General features: G+C 64.0%; 11 protein-coding genes and 5 pseudogenes. 7 read left to right on the top strand and 9 right to left on the bottom strand.

Going from position 1 to position 15,029, the window contains the following annotated elements:
* Positions 1 to 96: 96 nt before the first annotated feature.
* The 3 genes and pseudogenes from ACWEH3_RS32405 to ACWEH3_RS32395 form a co-directional block, all read left to right on the top strand.
* Positions 97 to 522, top strand: a complete 426-nt coding sequence (locus tag ACWEH3_RS32405; RefSeq protein ID WP_450024111.1) for a PPOX class F420-dependent oxidoreductase — start codon at positions 97 to 99, stop codon at positions 520 to 522.
* Positions 523 to 2,012: 1,490 nt separating this feature from the next.
* Entirely contained in the window at positions 2,013 to 2,936 is a 924-nt protein-coding gene (locus ACWEH3_RS32400) for a hypothetical protein (protein ID WP_450024109.1), read from the top strand.
* 757 nt (positions 2,937 to 3,693) lie between these two features.
* Positions 3,694 to 3,876: pseudogene (locus ACWEH3_RS32395) on the top strand (transposase); the annotation flags it as partial.
* 50 nt (positions 3,877 to 3,926) lie between these two features.
* Here ACWEH3_RS32395 and ACWEH3_RS32390 read toward each other — a convergent pair.
* Complete coding sequence (locus ACWEH3_RS32390; protein WP_450024141.1) at positions 3,927 to 4,478, bottom strand: hypothetical protein; 552 nt, start codon at positions 4,476 to 4,478, stop codon at positions 3,927 to 3,929.
* 54 nt (positions 4,479 to 4,532) lie between these two features.
* Between ACWEH3_RS32390 and ACWEH3_RS32385 the strand changes: the two genes are divergently transcribed.
* The gene (locus ACWEH3_RS32385; RefSeq protein ID WP_450024139.1) at positions 4,533 to 4,895 is read left to right on the top strand and encodes a transposase; all 363 of its coding nucleotides are present in this window, start codon (positions 4,533 to 4,535) and stop codon (positions 4,893 to 4,895) included.
* A 662-nt stretch (positions 4,896 to 5,557) separates the two neighbouring features.
* Here the strand turns inward: ACWEH3_RS32385 and ACWEH3_RS32380 are convergent.
* A complete protein-coding gene (locus ACWEH3_RS32380) occupies positions 5,558 to 5,884 on the bottom strand; it encodes a hypothetical protein (protein WP_452358463.1) in 327 nt (108 codons plus the stop codon).
* 412 nt (positions 5,885 to 6,296) lie between these two features.
* Positions 6,297 to 6,531: pseudogene (locus ACWEH3_RS32375) on the bottom strand (transposase); the annotation flags it as partial.
* Positions 6,532 to 7,517: 986 nt separating this feature from the next.
* Between ACWEH3_RS32375 and ACWEH3_RS32370 the strand changes: the two are divergent.
* Positions 7,518 to 7,991, top strand: coding sequence for a hypothetical protein (locus ACWEH3_RS32370; protein ID WP_450024105.1), 474 nt, complete (start codon positions 7,518 to 7,520; stop codon positions 7,989 to 7,991).
* A gap of 798 nt (positions 7,992 to 8,789) precedes the next feature.
* Here ACWEH3_RS32370 and ACWEH3_RS32365 read toward each other — a convergent pair.
* Together ACWEH3_RS32365 and ACWEH3_RS32360 are read right to left on the bottom strand one after the other, a co-directional pair.
* Positions 8,790 to 9,554, bottom strand: coding sequence for an SDR family NAD(P)-dependent oxidoreductase (locus ACWEH3_RS32365; protein ID WP_450024103.1), 765 nt, complete (start codon positions 9,552 to 9,554; stop codon positions 8,790 to 8,792).
* A 31-nt stretch (positions 9,555 to 9,585) separates the two neighbouring features.
* Entirely contained in the window at positions 9,586 to 10,770 is a 1,185-nt protein-coding gene (locus ACWEH3_RS32360) for an acetyl-CoA C-acetyltransferase (RefSeq protein ID WP_450024101.1), read from the bottom strand.
* Positions 10,771 to 11,041: 271 nt separating this feature from the next.
* On the opposite strand from ACWEH3_RS32360, the gene ACWEH3_RS32355 reads away from it, so the two are divergent.
* Together ACWEH3_RS32355 and ACWEH3_RS32350 are read left to right on the top strand one after the other, a co-directional pair.
* Positions 11,042 to 11,620, top strand: a complete 579-nt coding sequence (locus tag ACWEH3_RS32355; RefSeq protein ID WP_450024099.1) for a TetR/AcrR family transcriptional regulator — start codon at positions 11,042 to 11,044, stop codon at positions 11,618 to 11,620.
* Positions 11,621 to 11,759: 139 nt separating this feature from the next.
* Positions 11,760 to 12,417: pseudogene (locus ACWEH3_RS32350) on the top strand (IS30 family transposase); the annotation flags it as partial.
* A gap of 62 nt (positions 12,418 to 12,479) precedes the next feature.
* Here ACWEH3_RS32350 and ACWEH3_RS32345 read toward each other — a convergent pair.
* The 4 genes and pseudogenes from ACWEH3_RS32345 to ACWEH3_RS32330 all read right to left on the bottom strand — a co-directional run.
* Positions 12,480 to 12,566 (bottom strand): annotated as a pseudogene (locus ACWEH3_RS32345) (hypothetical protein); the annotation flags it as partial.
* A 161-nt stretch (positions 12,567 to 12,727) separates the two neighbouring features.
* Positions 12,728 to 12,940: pseudogene (locus tag ACWEH3_RS32340) on the bottom strand (transposase); the annotation flags it as partial.
* Between the two features lie 412 nt (positions 12,941 to 13,352).
* The gene (locus ACWEH3_RS32335) at positions 13,353 to 13,583 is read right to left on the bottom strand and encodes an MbtH family protein (RefSeq protein ID WP_450024097.1); all 231 of its coding nucleotides are present in this window, start codon (positions 13,581 to 13,583) and stop codon (positions 13,353 to 13,355) included.
* A 584-nt stretch (positions 13,584 to 14,167) separates the two neighbouring features.
* The coding region (locus ACWEH3_RS32330) for an AMP-binding protein (RefSeq protein WP_452358462.1) at positions 14,168 to 15,029 on the bottom strand (862 nt) is incomplete at its 5' end.

Raw genomic sequence — 15,029 nt, 5'->3', positions numbered from 1 at the left:
GACCCGGTTGACCAGAACCATAGGGGCACCCCGCTACCCGAACACCGACTGTCGTGGCGAGAATCGACCCGCCCGGACATGGATTAGGTTAGGTGAATGGTTGAACTCACCAACGAAGCTCGTGCGGCACTCACGGCCGGCAAGCTCGCCCATCTGGTAACGCTCAATAGGGACGGCAGTCCCCAGGTGTCGGTCGTCTGGATCGACCTCGACGGAGACGAGATCGTCACCGCACATGAAAAGGATTATCTCAAGCTGCGCAACGTCCGACGGGATCCGCGAGTGACACTGTCCGTGGAGAGCGACAGCAAGCCGGGAACGCTGCTGGCCGAGCACATCATCGTGCACGGCAGGGCACGAGTCGTCAGGGGCGGGGCCGTCGCCCTACTGCGAAAGCTGGGCAAGCGCTACGTGGCGCCGGACTTCGAGTTCTCCTTCGCAGGCGATCCCACCCCTGACTACGGGTACGTGCTACGCATAGAGATCGACCGGATAGGCGGTGTTGGCCCCTGGAACGGTTGACCTCGACTCGCCGGCGCGGCTCATACCCTCGGCGTTTAGGGTTGCGATAGTAATCGTACGAAATCAACAAGAGCTTGTGGCAGCGCAGGAAGATGCTAGCTGGCTCGGGTTCCAGTCTCAGCATCTCCCTCGCTCGGCCGGGGTTTGCGGGTGTATCCGCTGATCGCGTCGCCCTGTGATCCATACGCGCACACGGATATAGCAATGCCCGCTCACCATTTCACAGCCACTCCGAACTAGGGGCGGGCCTTCGCTTGGCGGTGGCAGGGAACCGATCGAATTCCAGTCGGTCCTTGCGCCTGCGTCGCGAGGTACCAGTGGAGCCGGGACTGTCGCAACCATCGAGGCCGAGGCCGCCGGCCCGCGAGACGCCGTCGGCTTCCTCTGTCTCGGCTGATGAAGAGGCCGCCGGTACCACCAGGTGATCGCCGACAAGTGGTCGGTTATTGTGCTGTATGCGCTCAGCCGCGGACTACGTCGCCACGGCGAGCTAGTTGAGCTGATCGAGCATTACCAACAAAATGCTGACCTAGACGTTGCGGCGCCTACAGCTGTACGGGTTGGTCGACCGCCAGGCCTACGCCGAGGTGCCCCCCGCGGGTCGCGTAAGAACTAACTGCACTCGGCCACCCTGATCGACCCGATTGCCATGCTCACCCAGTGGGCCGAACATAACGGCGACGCGATCTGGGCCGCCCATCCAACCTAACCCGAACGCGCCGCGCGACAGCTCGGCGTAGGCGGATCCAGTTTCTCGCGCCTCTTTGCCCGCAGCAGTCGTTGCGGCCCTGCTAGGTCGGCAGGGCCACGATCTCCTGATTCCGCGAGTCCGAACCGCGATGCAGAGTTCAGCGCGCGAAGCAGAAGAGGCGAATACGAACTCGACATCGAGATAGGTCGTCGACTCCGGCAGCAGTCCCGCGAGCATCAGCCACTGGCGCCCTGGGCGAAGATCGCGAACGCAGTGATCAGGTCCGAGATTGGGATCACAGCATCGCCCCCGGCTCGCGTGGTCGAGTGAATTTCATTCAAGCTATTCATGCTTCATCTGTCTAATATCTGATATGAATTTCGGCGATCTCTTACTGAGACAAATACCATAGATGCCGAAGGGGCGGTGGTATCGCAAGGACTTGGTGCGCTCCGGCGCGGCCATTCAAGATCGGCGAGCGCATCGCCAACTGGCGCGGCGATTGGCGAGACCGGGAGGCCGTGTCGATTCAGTACCGGCATTCCGGTCCTAGATATGACCTTTCCCCGCAGCAATCGCCTTCATGAGAGCCAGTCTCGCCAGCGCAGTCGCGATCGTTGAAGCTTTCCTTAACCGGATATTTGCGACCGGGCAGGCTCAGTAGACGCTCTTCGGCAAGGATCTACTTCCATCGACCGATGGTAATAGTCGGTTCGTCGACTGATCGGATCACATCGCGTTGACCAGTTGTAATATTTGTTTGTACCGGTCGGTGACGCCGGGGCTACCTGGGCCTGGCGTGAGTTTCGAGCAGCAGATGCTGGCGGGATTAGAGCGTCTGGAGGACAGCGACGACTCGGACCGTCTGATGCTGCGGCGCATGCTCCGCGCGACGGCTGCGGTCAGCCTGTCGGAGGTTGAATGGATACGCCGGACGCGGACGACGGGGACTGTCCTGCAGCCGCGAGTCAGCATCGTCGACGGCTATGTCGCAGGATACCTCGCCCAGTGGCGCGACGCCCACAGCGCCCGGCTCGGTCCTGCGATCACCGACCTCGAGATCGGTGCAGGTCTGAGCTTGCCCGACCTTCGGGAAGGATGGGCCTCGGACGCTCACGCGGAGGCCGACGCGCAGACCGAGTGGAAACTTCCGCATTCGGTGACGCCGTCGCCCAGAGAAAAGGTGCTGTGGGCCGACACCGAGTTGTGGGCATACGCCCTGGCTGATGTTCGGGGTTTCAACAAAACATTGGCACGCGTTCCCAGCAGCGAGCGCGCTGTCTGGCGGTGGGCGGCAAACCGTGTCGCCGGAGTGCTGGCGCTGTGGTCATGGCGGATCGAACCGGACGCGAGAGGACCGTTCGCCGTCGCCGCGCACGAAGTCGGAAGGTCCGCACTCGCGGTCGGAAGCCGCACGCGCCCGCACATCTTCCGACCGCCTGCACCGGATCTGGACAAGGCAGCGTTCGCTCTGGCGCAGCTGTGCAGGGAGGTTCACGATCCATCCACCGAGTCCGACCTGGTCGGCGCGCTGATCACCAGTATCGCCGCGATAATCAAGGCGCATCAAGAACGCGGGGAAACGGCGCGAGCATCGAGCATCTACGCCACCGCCGTGGGTCCTCTGAAGTGGATAAAACACGACATACGCACCACAGTCCCGACCTCGGTGATCGGCTGCCAACTCCGGCTCCGGCACGCATCACCTTTCCATCCGAGTTAGCGATGCACCGGCCACTCGCCAACTAGACCCGGGCCTCAAGGTGCGGGGCGAGCCGCAACGACATGGCGAACCCGCAGTTCACCGATATCGAGGACTTGCCATCGTGCCGCGGCGTCAGCAGTCGAGATGACCTCTGATCCTGTTGGGGTTTCGGGCGCAACACGGTTTAGCTCGGGCATGTCCATGCCGCGCCGGGCGTGATCGTGATTGTCGTGTTCGAGGGTAACGTCGTCGCCATCCGCACTCTCCGGCTGTTCGAGTGCAGGAGCTGGGTATGCAGTGCAGAAGTGCTGGCGCCGCGCGGGGATGAGTTGAGCTGCTTTGTCATTGGCAAAGAGGTTGATGTTCTGATCTTGGTGTGTTGACGATCTTGTTTCCGCATCTGGATGGTCTGGTGATCGGCGCGGTCCGTGCTGTCGGTTCGACGGTCCGGATCGACGCGGTCACCGTGGACAAGCCGGTGGAGTGTACCTGCTGCACGGCAGTTTCGCGGCGCGTCCACAGCCGGCACCGGCGCCGGTTATCCGACACCGCGAGCTCCGGGAGGGAAGTCGTGATCGTTCTGCGGATCCGCCGGTTGTTCTGCGACAACCAGGTTTGCGGGAGAGGAACTTTCGCAGAGCAGGTCCCGAACCTCGCCGCCCGCTACCACGTCGGACGCTGTTGCTGTACCAGGTGTTGCGCCCGGTCGCGCTGGCGTTGGGCGGCTGGGGCCGGCGCCCGGTTGACCGGGCATCTTGCGGCCCAGGTAGGTCCGATGACCCTGCTTCGCCGGATCCGCGCACTGCCGGATCCGAAACGAACGATGCCGCGTGTACTCGGGGTCGATGACTTCGCGCTGCGTCGCGGGCACCGCTACGGAACGATTCTGATCGACATGGACACTGGCCGCCCGGTCGAGGTCCTGACCGACCGCACCGCTGACACGTTGACCGCGTGGCTGCTGGCCCATCCAGGCGTCGAGATCGTCTGCCGTGATCGCGCCGGCCCCTACGCGGCGCGACGAAGCATGCACCCGATGCGATCCAGGTCGCGGATCGCTGGCAGCTCTGGCACAACCTCGGCGAAGCCGTCGAGCGCACCGTTGCCCGGTACCGGGCCCATCTCAGCGCAGCGGTCGAACATCGCGACGAGCAGCAACTCCCCGAGATCGGTGAGGTTGCCGCCGCCATGCGGCGCCGGCCGGTCGACCCGGCGCAACGCCACGACCGCGTCGCGGTACGCACCAGGAAACGCTACGTCCAGGTTCACGCGTTGCTGGCCGAAGGCGAAACCATCCGGGCCATCTGTACCCGACTGGGCCTGGTGCGCATCACCGCCCGCCGGTTCGCGCGCGCTCAGTCGTCGGAGGAATTGTTGGTCAACAACCGAACCGGCTACCGCGCCGACCTGCTCGACGAATTCAAGCCTTACCTGCACGGACGCTGGAATGAGGGCTGTACGAACGCCACCCGGCTGGTCGAGGAAATCCGCACTCGCGGCTATCGAGGCCGAGCGAGCATGGTCCGCGCATCCCTCCACCAATTCCGGTCGACCACGCACGTCCCGGTGCCGCCACCGAGGCCACCGTCCGCGCGCCGGGTAGCGGCATGGATCATGATCGATCCCGCGACGATGGATCCCGGCGACCAGCGGCGCCTCGACGCGATCCTCGGCGCCAGTTCGGAGTTTAAGTTCCTCATCAGCCATATCCGCGCATTCGCGGTCATGATGGCCGAGTTGGAAGGCAAGCAGCTCGAATGGTGGATGATCTGCGTCGATGCCGACGACCAGCCTGCGCTGCACTCGTTCGTTCGTGGCCTGCGTCGTGATCAGGACGCGGTCACCGCGGGTCTGAGCATGCGCTGGAACAGCGGCGCGGTCGAGGGCCACGTCAACCGGATCGAGATGTTGAAACGGCAGATGTTCGGCCGGGCAAAGCCCGACCTACTGAGGAAGCGAATCCTGTTGAACGACTGAACAGCAGGGAATCGCCTTCATGAAATTTGCGCCAGAACCTCCACGACGATCATCTTTGTGGTCTCGAGGCCGCCCCTCCTTATCGGATTACATCCGCACGAACACCGGGGTCGTGGTCCACCGAGCCGGGGGCCGAATCCAAACCGCTCATCACGGCGTTATTTCGGGGCGAGCACTCCCAGAATCACGACAGCTAACTCGCCACGCGTAGCGCATGGGCGGCCACGTGACGGAGAAGATCAGTGATGCCCGGCCGTTTTCAAGTCGCGCCCGCGCATATGTGTGTCAAACACGTCGGGGAACAAGAGCACCACGCCGACGCCTGCTGGCCGCACTCGCGGTCTGCTGGGTCCGATGTGGGCCAAGCTGATGCCGTCCCGCAGAGGAAGTATCTGCGGGTTGTCACCGCCTTCTCCGGCGGTCCGCAACACCCGCATCGGCAGGCCGGGACCGTCTGCGCAAGATGGATCATGATGCTCAGTCCTCGGGATCGGCCGAGCGCTTCGCTATCGAGAGCGACGTCGGCAATGTTGAAGCGGTTGGTTCCCCTTTTTGAACTCGGCTGTCATGACTCGGATTAGGCGAAAGGCGGCGGCAATGATCCAGATTGCGATTCACCGGGATTCGACAGCGGTCGCCGCGCGAATCTGTGTCGCCGAGGGTTACCGCTGGACTCCTGGCCGGGGACGCTGTTGCGGCTGCGGGCTGGGGATCCCCAAGTATTCAGCGTCGTACAGATCCCGCTGCAGCTTGGCCACAGCGACGTCGAGAGCTCGTTCGCTGCGCTCACGAGCCTCGGCGACGAGCCCGCTAGCCTGACGGGCCTGGTTCAGCAATGCGCGGCGGCGCTGCCGGTCATCTGTGACACTGGTGAGCACTTCGTTTTTCAGGTCGTCAACCCGCCGACCGATTTCGTCGACGATTAACACGGGGCTCGTGCGATCGAGGCGCTTCAGCACTGCGATGACACCGGCGATTCTTTCTTCCAAACTGGGCATCCTCTTCCCCCTGGATCCGGTAATTGGCTGCGTCGTGTCCCACCCAAGAGTAACCCTTTCGCCATCGCTGAGAAGTGTCCCCTACAAGGAAAATATCTCTGCGAGAGGGGAATACGACATTTTTTACCCGCCGCTACACCGAGAACGCCTCCATCTTCCACCTGATCCTGCAGGTCACACACCGCTTCTGGGAGAAGTCGAGCAGCTCAACCCGCCGACCTGCGCATCACTTTCCATGTCTAATCGGTCTGGTTTCTGGTGAGACGTAACCAGCATCTTTGACGACAAGCCCCGAGCCGATGTCGACGCCATCCTGATCTGCATGCAAAGCTTCTTCTACGATCTCAGCACTCGGGCCACCGACGAGCTCGAACACTATGGCCAGTGGGTCGCACCTATATTCCCAACCGCGAAAGCTGCGGTTCGGGCCCGCGGTCGGCACGCTACCCCGAACGACGGCGGCAGACGCCGCCATGCATACCCACTGGTCAACACGAAGACCACCGCAGTGAACACCGCTCACTCGTCCACCCGCGCGGTCCCGCCGCCCTGCGGTCTGGGCGTGAATTCGGTAGAAGCGGTTTCGCGATGTCCCGCAATGCATTCGGGACCAGTATCCGAGCAAGCCCGTCGACCACGGTCACATTATGCCGGACAACGAACTATATCCACGTAAGACATACTCTACGATGCCGTCCCAGCCCAGGCGCCGTTGTCCGTGGGGTCGTGTACGGCCTCAAGCAGGATCCGATCCTGCTGACAGTAGTGGCGCAGTCGACCGTCGATGTGCTCGATGAGGTGGTGTGGTTCGATCATACACGCTGTTGAGGAAGTCCCGTGCCGCAGAAAACCGGACGCAAGACGAAATCGCCGAGCATGGCAGGACTGGAGACCGGCGGCCGCTGGATGATCTACTAACGATTATCACCGACGCGCCGACCTGTCGGCGTCTTCGGATTGATCAGAGGTCAGGGCATCGAGTGCTAGAGGCTGCGTGTCGCGATCCCCCAGGCCCGCTGCGGCTGCCGCGTGCCTGGACTGCTTCGCCCACGCCGACGGCAACCAAGCCCGGAAACACTGGCGATGGCCTGGTGCGCCGGGACGCGGAGGACTTTACGGCGAGCTGCTACTAGCGCGACGGGTGCTCAAAGAAATGGCTCTGGAACCACGTGGCGGGTTCCAGAGCCAACGGCTGCAAGCGCCGGTCGAGATCCTGATGGCCAGCCGCCGGTTGCGGCCAACCACATACTTAACAGGCGGACGCTAGGGACGCGGCACGTCGCTGAAGCAGGGCACCCCTGCCGAGATTGTCGCAAGGCAAAGGGCAGCAATTACTACTGACAAGAGGGGATAGCCCGAGCCGGATGAGGATCCTGAATCGATTGGTGCCGCCACGGAACTGACGGAATCAAGTTGGCCGGGGAAGGCGGAGACACCAGGAGCGGTGGCTGTTACCACTGCCGCGCCAATGATAACAGTCGCCAGCACTCTTCGGAAACGGGAATGGGTAGTTTTTGTTTGCACGGTGCAAAATGGTGCGCGACCGAAGGACAAAATCCTAGACATAATTTGAGAACGCGGGATCCGGTGGATCTGGGTGACCGCCTGGTCAAGAGTGCTAGACATGAGCATCCGGGTGACCGCCACTACCCGATTCTGCGCCAGTCCGGAGGCGATCGGCCGAGTCATGTACATGCTCGATACCAGCGCGTTCAGTGGGTGGATGCCAGCAGGCAGCCTCAGCGATGCCGAGGTTGTGACCGAAGACGTTCGGCGGCGCACGCCGTCGGCCGGGCGGCCGCGCAGGATCAGGTCGGAGCGACGCTTATCATCGACCAGGACCATGGGGCGGTTCAGCGACCAGTTCGTCCAAGTGAGCACGCAGTTGCTCGATGCTCTCCGGGCCAGGGACGCGACCGAACTGCTGCACATCCTCATTGATGTCGTCGAATCCGGCGTACAGACTGGACAATGGCCTCTTGAAGGACGCAGCCTGCTGGATGCACAGTCTGTAGGAGTCATTCGGCAACGCCCAGGTCTCTGCGGCTTCCCAGGCTCTCATGAAAAGGGAAGGCAGAGGTTTCGTGGCGTGATGTGACCGCAGGTGGCCGGAGGCCGCACAGCATGTACACCGTTGATGTGGGAGCTGTATGCGACCGGCGACACCGCTGCGCTGGCGACCGGTGGTGCTATCCTCGGTCGGGAACTCAAAGGGAAGACCGGTTTTCGCGATCGTGCCGGCAAGGACGGCCCCACCGACCCGCGTCGTTCCGTCAACCAGGCCAGCATGGTTACCGAGATTGGGCATCGCCGTCATCGTACTAAACTTGCAGAGCGTCGCCCGGATGCCCTCCGCACTTACCGAACTCCTGAATGCCTGTCAGCCACTCGTCCACGCCGATCACACCCTCGCATCCCCTCGACACCGACAACCGGCATCGGGGTTGACGCAGCTAATGCCGACCCCAAACGATCCCAACTTGCCGACACCGACCGGCATCAGGTCCCAATCGGGCATACCGGGGAGTATCTGTTCTTTGGTGGCCTCGGTCTGGCTGGCTGAGCCTGAGGGTTCGGCGTTAAGGATCTTTGATGTCGGAGACTCTCTGTGGTGGATGCGGTGGATCAAAAGAAGCTGACCCAGCAGCTGCTGACCCAGGCAGAAGAGCAGGGCGGGAGCTGCTCGGCCGGGCGGGCTGTTGAACCAGCCGGCCAAGAAGGTGCTCGAAACCGCCTTGGAGGCGGAGAGGACTGAGCACGTCGACTATGAGAAACACGACTCAGCCGGTTGCGGCACTGGCAACCCGCGCAAAGTAAGCCGCTTGAGGACACTCCGGGGCCGATACCGGGTAGTTCGACGACTCGCAGCCCGTTCAGTGGTGGAGCGTCCACGCACTCACTTCGGTGCCATACGGATTGCCCCGTCGAGCCGGATGGTCTCGCCGTTGAGCATGGGATTTGCGATGATGTGCGTGACCAGCGCCGCGTATTCGGTGGCCTTGCCCAGCCGGGACGGGTGGGGTACCTGCCTGCCGAGCGACTCCTGCGCGGCGACGGGCAGCCCTGCCAACATCGGCGTCTCGAAGATGCCGGGCGCGATGGTCACTACCCGGATGAGGTGCTGCGCCAGTTCTCGAGCGATCGGCAGCGTCATGGCCGCGACCCCTCCCTTGGAGGCTGCGTAGGCGGGCTGGCCGATCTGCCCGTCGAATGCCGCGACCGAGGCCGTGTCGATGATGACCCCGCGTTCCCCGTCGATCGGCGCGGTGGCCGCGATCTGCGCCGCGGCCAGCCGAATGACGTTGAAGGTACCGACGAGGTTGGTCCGCACCACTCGCTCGAATTGCTCGAGTTCGAGTGGACCGTTACGCCCGAGCACCTTGCCCGGTGGCGCGATGCCCGCACAGTTCACCACGATGCGCAGATCTCCGAGTTCGGCGGCGCGCTCGACCGCGGACGCGATGTCTGCGGCTGATGTGACATCCGCAGAGAAGAAGGTCACATCGTCACCATCGAATCCGGCTGTCGCCGCAACCTGGTCAGCCGAGGGCAGGTCGATCATCACGATCTTCGCGCCGCGGGCTCGTAGCGCTCGTGCGGTCGCGTTACCCAGCCCGGACGCGCCACCGGTGACGATCGCAACGGTTCCGTCGATTTTCATGAATCTCCTCTATTTACAGTAGGGAACGCGGTTATTTCGGAACACCTAGGATGAGAGCGTTCCCTTGCCCGCCGCCGCCGCAGAGCGCGGCGGCGCCGACGCCGCCGCCGCGGCGACGGAGTTCCAGAGCGAGGTGCAGGGCGATGCGGGCACCGGACATGCCGATCGGGTGGCCCAGTGCGATGGCACCGCCATTGACGTTGACACGCTCAGGGTCGACCCCCAGGGCGCGAGTGGAGGCGATCCCGACTGCGGCGAATGCCTCGTTGATCTCCACTAGATCTAGCTCCGACGGGGAGAGACCTGCTGTGTCACAAACTTTCGCGATCGCGTTCGAGGGCTGGAGCTGCAGGCTGGAGTCCGGCCCAGCCACCATTCCGTGCACACCGATTTCCGCGATCCACGCCAGCCCGTGCTTCTGGGCGTAGTCCCGGCTGGTGATCACCAGTGCACAGGCGCCGTCGTTGATCGAAGAGGCATTGCCCGCGGTGACGGCGCCCCCGTCGCGGAAGGCGCCGCGCAGCCGGGACAGAGTCTCGACGGTGGTGTCCGGGCGCACGCCCTCGTCGCGCCTGAGCCAAGTACTCGAACCCTTGAGTGCGGGCACCTGGACCGGGATCACTTCGTCGTTGAAAACACCGCTGTCCCAGGCCTCCGCGGCCAGCTGATGCGATCGTGCGGCGAAGGCATCCTGATCCTCGCGGGCGATGGTGTCGCGATCGTTGCCCGCCTCGGTGAGCAGCCCCATGGGCTGATCGGTGAAAGCGTCATGCAGGCCGTCGTAGGCCATGTGGTCGATTAGCGTGACCTCGCCGTATTTGTAGCCGGTACGCGAGCCGGGCAGCAGATGCGGCGCCCTGCTCATCGACTCCATACCACCGGCCACGATGACCTCGAAGGCGCCGGAGCGGATGAACTGGTCGGCCAAGATGATGGCTTCCATCCCGGACAGGCACACCTTGTTGATGGTCAGCGCCGACACCGACATTGGGACGCCGGCCTTAGCCGCGGCCTGGCGGGCGGGCATCTGCCCAGCGCCGGCAGTGAGCACCTGCCCCATAATCGTGTACTGCACGCGATCCGGTGCGAGCCCGGCCTTGTCGAGGGCACCGCCGATGGCAATGGCGCCGAGATCGGCCGCGGTAAATCCGGCTAGGGCGCCTCGCAAGCGGCCGATTGGGGTGCGGGCACCGGCGACGATCACGGATGTGGGCATAGTGGAAAGTCTCTCTTTCAAGCGCGGCGGGCCAGCCGGCGATGGGGCGGGATGACGAGACGCTGGATCCGGTTGGTCCATGACCGGGCCAGCCCCCTGTCCACTACAGCGCGGATCAGCTGGATCAGATCGCGGACCTCGTCGGTGGGCAGGAATCAGTCGACGGCCACAGTGGGCTCCTCGCGGTAATACGTTGATCAGTACTAGATTCCCTGTCACAGTACTCCCCCACTGATCAGTACTGCAAGATGTCGCCGAGTACTATCGCGACATGGAGCACCGACCGGCCTTCGCGACGGCACGTCGCACCGAACTATTCGACGAACTCGTCGCACTGTTGCTCGCCGAGGGCTTCGCGCACCTGACCCTAGACGCCATCGCTGCTCGGCTCCGCTGCTCCAAATCGACCCTCTACACCCTCGCCAGCAGCAAGGAACAGCTGGTCACCGCCGCGACGGTGCACTTCTTCAAACGCGCCACCGCGTCGGTCGAGGAGACAGTGGCCGCCATCACCGGCCCACGCGAACGCATCACCGCCTATCTGACAGCGGTCGGCGCGGCTTTGGCCGCCGCCTCAGAACCATTCATGGCCGACCTGAACGCCTTCGCCCCCGCCCGCGAGATCTACGAGCGCAACACCCGCATCGCAGCCCGCCGGGCGCAGGAACTTATCGACGACGGTGTTGCGACCGGCGAATTCCGCAGAGTGCACGCAGCATTCGCCGCTGACCTGGCCGCCACTATGATCGTCCGTATCCAAGAGGGCGGCGTCCGAGCCGGCACCGGACTGGACGACGCCGCCGCCTATCGCGAGCTCGCCTCGATCCTCACCCACGGCCTCAGCGCATGACCCCCACGAAAACCCTGTCCGTCGCTAGAACCAGCAGACTTGCCGTATAGCCGGACCTACAGCCAGCCCGGACCGAGGGAAAGTGACCAACCTACCGCAGCGAGAACGATGTCGCGAGCGAACACCTCCGCGGACCCGCTTGAGCACCGGGCGGTCGCTGCGGATGCCCCGAGCACGATCGAAGCGTGCGGCCTGGGCGCACGTCACCGCGCGGACGCTGCTGCGTGAACGACCGCCCGAGGCCGAGGACCGAGCGGTGCCGGCCACTGGGAAGGCCACCTCACCATCGGTACGGACCGTTCTGCGATCGGCACTGTTGTCGAGCGGTCGACGCGGTTGGCATTGCTCATCCACTTGCCACGCGAGCCGGGATGGAGGGCGGCCGCTCCGGTGAAGAACGGCCCGGCGTTGAGCGGATACGGAGCCGAATCGATGAACAAAGCCCTGGCCGCGGCGTTGGGACCGATGCCCCCGCAGCTGTTGAGATCACTGACCTGGGACCGCGGTAAGGAGATGTCGGGCCACGCCGTATTCACCGACGAGACAGGAATTCCGGTGTTCTCCGCCGATCCTCACAGCCCATGGCAGCGAGGCGCCGACCAGAACATGAATGGGCCTCTCAGAATACTTTCCGAAGGGAACAGACCTCTCGCGGTGGAGTGCAGACGACCTCGCCGCAGTCACCCACGCACTCAACAACCGCCCCCGGAAGGTCCTCGGATGGCGAACACCGGCCGAAGTAATTGGCCGAGCATCTACGATCGCTGCAACAGTCACATGTTGCGACGACCAGTTGAATCCGCCCGCCGTGGTCGGAGTGGATGATCGTGCCCGGCTCCGGCGATCTGTTGGAGATCGCCATCCCGAGCGCGTTGGTGACCAGCGCCGCGGTTTGGGTCGAGTCGATCGACCAGCCGACCACCCGCCGGGAATAGGTGTCGAGCACGACCGCGCAGTAGAGCTTGCCTTCCCTCGTGTGGTGCTCGGTGATGTCGGTGACCCCACGACTGGTTCGGTCGTGATCGGGTGAACGCGCGATTGGTCAGGGTCACCGGCGGTCGGGGTCTGATGCCGTGGGCGTGCGCGCTTGACGCCGGGCAGGCCCTTGATCCCGGTACGCGCCATCAGCAGTTCGACCTGGTTGTATCCGACACTGATGCCGAGACCGAGGGTGAGTTCGGTGTGCATCCGCGGGGTGCCGTAGGTGCCGCGGGCGGCGGCGTGCACGGCCCGGATCCGGGTCGGTGAGCCAGGCGTGGCGGATCGCTCGTCGCGAGGGCGGACGCGATCTCCAATGGTAGAAGCCGGACTCGGAGACATCCAACAACCGGCACGCGACCTGTACCGGCAATCCCTCGCTGGCGATGGTGGCTGTGGCCGCGTAACGCCTTTTGGGCCGCTGGCTTGTTCTTTCAGCAGCTCACGAGCTCGTTTCAGGATGGCGACCTCGTGCTCGAGTTCTCGGATGCGGCGCTTGGCCGCGGCCAGTTCGGACTGCTCGGCGCTGGTTGCGCCTGGTATCTGACCGGTGTCGATCAGTTCCTGTTTACGCCAGACACAGAGCGTCTGGTCGCTGATGCCCAGCCACCTGCGCGACCGGACGCCCAGCGGCGATCAGATCCAGGACCTTGCGACGGAACTCTTCGGGATAACGCCTTGGCACGAACAAGTCTCCTTCGACGACTTCGTGACCAAGAGTCAAGCAAACCAACTCCGGAAAACCCGGGGAACATCACCCCAGATAGTTGTTCGCCTCGGTAGACATGGCCTCGATGAGCGACTTAGGACGCATGTCCACCCAGTGACTCGCGACATACTCCATGCAAGAACTGCGGTTGGCGGTACCGTAGGCGATGGACCAACCGCCGGGGATGGCGGCGAAGGCAGGCCACAGAGAGTGTTCGCCCTCTTGGTTGATCAATACGTAGAACTGGGCGTTGTCGTCATCGAATGGGTTGGTCATCTCGGTTTCCTTCCTGATCAGGTGAGGGGTGATTCTGTTCACAACGGTGCTCTGCTCGCTCGCGGCGCCGGTCGCCCCCTCCGCAGCGCCAACCAGCGGGTGGTTTTATCTCGGTGGAGCCGGTTCCCAGGTTGCCGGTCGGGATGACGGACAGGGTTCCCGCAGTGGCAGTGGTCAGGAACTACAAGGCCGGGGGCCCGCCGTACAGTAAGTTGGTTTATGGATCGACTCATAGTCGATCTCGTGCTCATCGCGCACGCATTGCAAGCAGGCATACGGCATCGGCCTTCTGCACCACCCAGCGCAGCTACCGAACGCGGCAGCGTCACCGGCGACCACGTCGCCGGGTACGGCATTGCGATCGATGAGCACCAGCTGCGAGTCACGCCGACCCAGCACATGGAAGGCGACCTCGTCCTCACCGGCCAGCGCCTTGCCCACCGTGCGGGCATCGCCCCCGCCTGCCGGAACCGACCCGCGGCCGTGCCACCGGTTTCGACCAGCAGTCCGTCCCGTTCGTCCTCGTCCAGGATGTCGGTGTCCCCGACCAGCACATCCGGATCACCCAGCAGCGTCTCAAGCATCTACACCTCCTCGTCGGCGTCCAGGACGACCACCGCACCGACGGACCCGGCCGCGACCAGTTCGATCAGAACGGCAGAGGAACTCGGCTCGCCGCGGTACGGGATCTCGGATTCATAGGTGAGTTCATCCTCGTCACGCAATTGCGCTGCAGCGGCGGCGAGATCGTCGTAGCTGAGGGTCTGGTCTCCGATGAATGCGGGGTCGGTGCCGCGTAGCGGGCGGGTGCGGTCTGCGTAGGTGACCGGGCGGGGTGACTCGGCGGTGATCTCGGCGATGACGGCGGGGTCGTCGAGGGCGACCCAGTCGAGGGCGCCGCTGTGGAAGTCGCCGAGGGTGAGGCCGATCATAATCTCGAGGTGGTCGAGTAGTTCGGTGTCGGTGGGAACTACGGCGGCGCCGGTTTTGAGGACGGCCCAGGTCGCGACGACGGCTTCGACGCCGCGCTCCAAGCGCAGTGCCACGCCCGCGCCGGGGCCGCAGCCGCGGGCGATGAGCACCCGCGCCAAACGCGACGAGCGGGTCTCCAGATCGTGGTAGGACAGCTCGTCGTCGCCGGACAGGATCGCGGGGGCCTCGGGGTCGTCCTCGACAGTGGCGACGAGTGCTTGGGCGAGTGTGGTGCCCGCGGTCGCCAATGCGCTCGACGGCGGAGTGGCAGCCGTTGCGGCCGTGCCCAATTCCCGTTCGGCCTCGTCGAGGATGTCGATGTCGCCGATGAGGGTGTGGGGGTTGGTGGCGATGGTGGTGAGGATGCGTTCGAGTCGGCGGCCGAGGGTGTGGATGGTGGTTTCGTCGAACAGGTCGGTGGCGTAGGTGAAGATGGTGTCGAGTTCGGCGGGGGTGCCGTCGTCGTGGTGGTGG

The organism is Nocardia sp. NPDC004718 (assembly GCF_053601535.1).
The sequence above is the reverse complement of the archived record's forward strand: the minus strand, read 5'-3'. Positions and strand labels throughout refer to the sequence as shown.

What these genes read in the sequence shown, in the direction of transcription:
- ACWEH3_RS32405 (WP_450024111.1), top strand. Translation starts at nt 97, where the DNA reads ATGGTTGAACTCACCAACGAAGCTCGTGCGGCACTCACGGCCGGCAAG.
- ACWEH3_RS32385 (WP_450024139.1), top strand. Translation starts at nt 4,533, where the DNA reads ATGATCGATCCCGCGACGATGGATCCCGGCGACCAGCGGCGCCTCGAC.
- ACWEH3_RS32370 (WP_450024105.1), top strand. Translation starts at nt 7,518, where the DNA reads ATGAGCATCCGGGTGACCGCCACTACCCGATTCTGCGCCAGTCCGGAG.
- ACWEH3_RS32365 (WP_450024103.1), bottom strand. Translation starts at nt 9,554, where the DNA reads ATGAAAATCGACGGAACCGTTGCGATCGTCACCGGTGGCGCGTCCGGG.
- ACWEH3_RS32360 (WP_450024101.1), bottom strand. Translation starts at nt 10,770, where the DNA reads ATGCCCACATCCGTGATCGTCGCCGGTGCCCGCACCCCAATCGGCCGC.
- ACWEH3_RS32355 (WP_450024099.1), top strand. Translation starts at nt 11,042, where the DNA reads ATGGAGCACCGACCGGCCTTCGCGACGGCACGTCGCACCGAACTATTC.
- ACWEH3_RS32335 (WP_450024097.1), bottom strand. Translation starts at nt 13,583, where the DNA reads ATGACCAACCCATTCGATGACGACAACGCCCAGTTCTACGTATTGATC.